At 55.7% G+C, this 1495-nt stretch carries 2 protein-coding genes; both read left to right on the top strand.

Annotated features, from left to right (window positions below):
* Positions 1-608: EF-Tu/IF-2/RF-3 family GTPase (locus A3754_RS21730; protein WP_255363152.1), on the top strand; the 608-nt coding region annotated here is incomplete at its 5' end.
* 611 nt (positions 609-1219) lie between these two features.
* A partial coding sequence (rpsJ, locus tag A3754_RS21725; protein WP_063521315.1) for a 30S ribosomal protein S10 occupies positions 1220-1495 on the top strand: 276 nt, incomplete at its 3' end.

The following is a 1495-nucleotide window of genomic DNA, read 5'->3' as shown; positions in this document are numbered from 1 at the left end:
TTGAGTGCCTGGACGAGTACATCCCGGAGCCGGAGCGTGCCGTTGATCAGCCGTTCCTGATGCCGATCGAAGACGTATTCTCCATCTCTGGTCGCGGTACTGTAGTAACCGGCCGTGTAGAGCGTGGCATCATCAAGGTGGGTGAAGAGCTGGAAATCGTGGGTATCAACGACACCACCAAGACCACCTGTACCGGTGTTGAGATGTTCCGCAAGCTGCTGGACGAAGGTCGCGCTGGTGAGAACGTTGGTGTTCTGCTGCGTGGTACCAAGCGTGATGAAGTTGAGCGTGGCCAGGTACTGGCCAAGCCGGGCTCCATCAAGCCGCACACCAAGTTCGTTGCTGAGGTGTATGTCCTGAGTAAAGACGAAGGTGGTCGCCACACTCCGTTCTTCAACGGCTACCGTCCGCAGTTCTACTTCCGTACGACTGACGTGACAGGTGCATGTACTCTGCCGGAAGGTACCGAAATGGTAATGCCGGGCGATAACGTGCAGATGGACGTTGAGCTGATCGCTCCGATCGCCATGGAAGACGGCCTGCGCTTCGCGATTCGCGAAGGTGGCCGTACCGTTGGCGCCGGCGTGGTAGCTAAAATCACCGAGTAAGTTTTACGGTGATAAAAAGGGTCGCTTCGGCGGCCCTTTTTTTTGCCTGCGATTTGATGGTGTTGTCAACGGTGTCTGTTGGGCTGTTGAGGCTTGGGGTGTGAGTGGTCTGGCAGCTTCGCTGTGGCGTGCTGAGCGGTGTGTGAAGCGGTTTTCTGCAGTGTGATGTGGCCAGGTGTTGCTCGTGCTTGTGGTGGTTGCAATCGAAGGTGGTGAGCTGCCTGTTCGGCAATGAGTTGTCGGATTTTCAGGGCAGGGCTTGGCGGGGCGGAAAAACAGGAGTACCGTCTCAGCCCGGTGGGATGCCACCAGGAGGGGTCGGTATTGGCTTGTTCCTTGGCTGGCGCCGCGGTTGTGGCTTTGATGGGCTCTGTGGCGGCGGATGTCGCTTTGCGATAACCGCTTTTACAGTTAATTTGGGTTTTTTGGCGAAATACCCCTTGCAATACCCCCGGGGTATGGCTAATATTCGCGCCCTGCCTTCGGGCAGTACCAACCGGGGCATTGTTCCCGGGCTTGTTTTGACACCACTCACCTATCCTGTAGCGATGAGGTAAGTGGGCTTTTTGCCATATAAACTATGGCTCGAAACGGTCTGGAGTTTGTTAGCTATGGCTAACCAAAGAATCCGTATTCGTCTCAAGGCCTTTGATCATCGTCTGATTGATCAGTCCGCCCAGGAGATCGTGGATACGGCCAAACGGACAGGCGCGCAAGTAACGGGTCCAATCCCGCTGCCGACGCGTAAAGAACGCTTTACAGTGCTGGTCTCTCCGCACGTAAACAAAGATGCGCGAGATCAGTATGAGATCCGCACCCACAAGCGGCTGGTGGATATTGTCGAGCCTACGGATAAAACCGTGGACGCGCTGATGAAACTGGATCTG

The sequence above is a fragment of the Alcanivorax sp. HI0083 genome (assembly GCF_001635175.1).
Note: the sequence above shows the minus strand (reverse complement) of the source record. Positions and strands in the feature narration are given on the sequence as shown.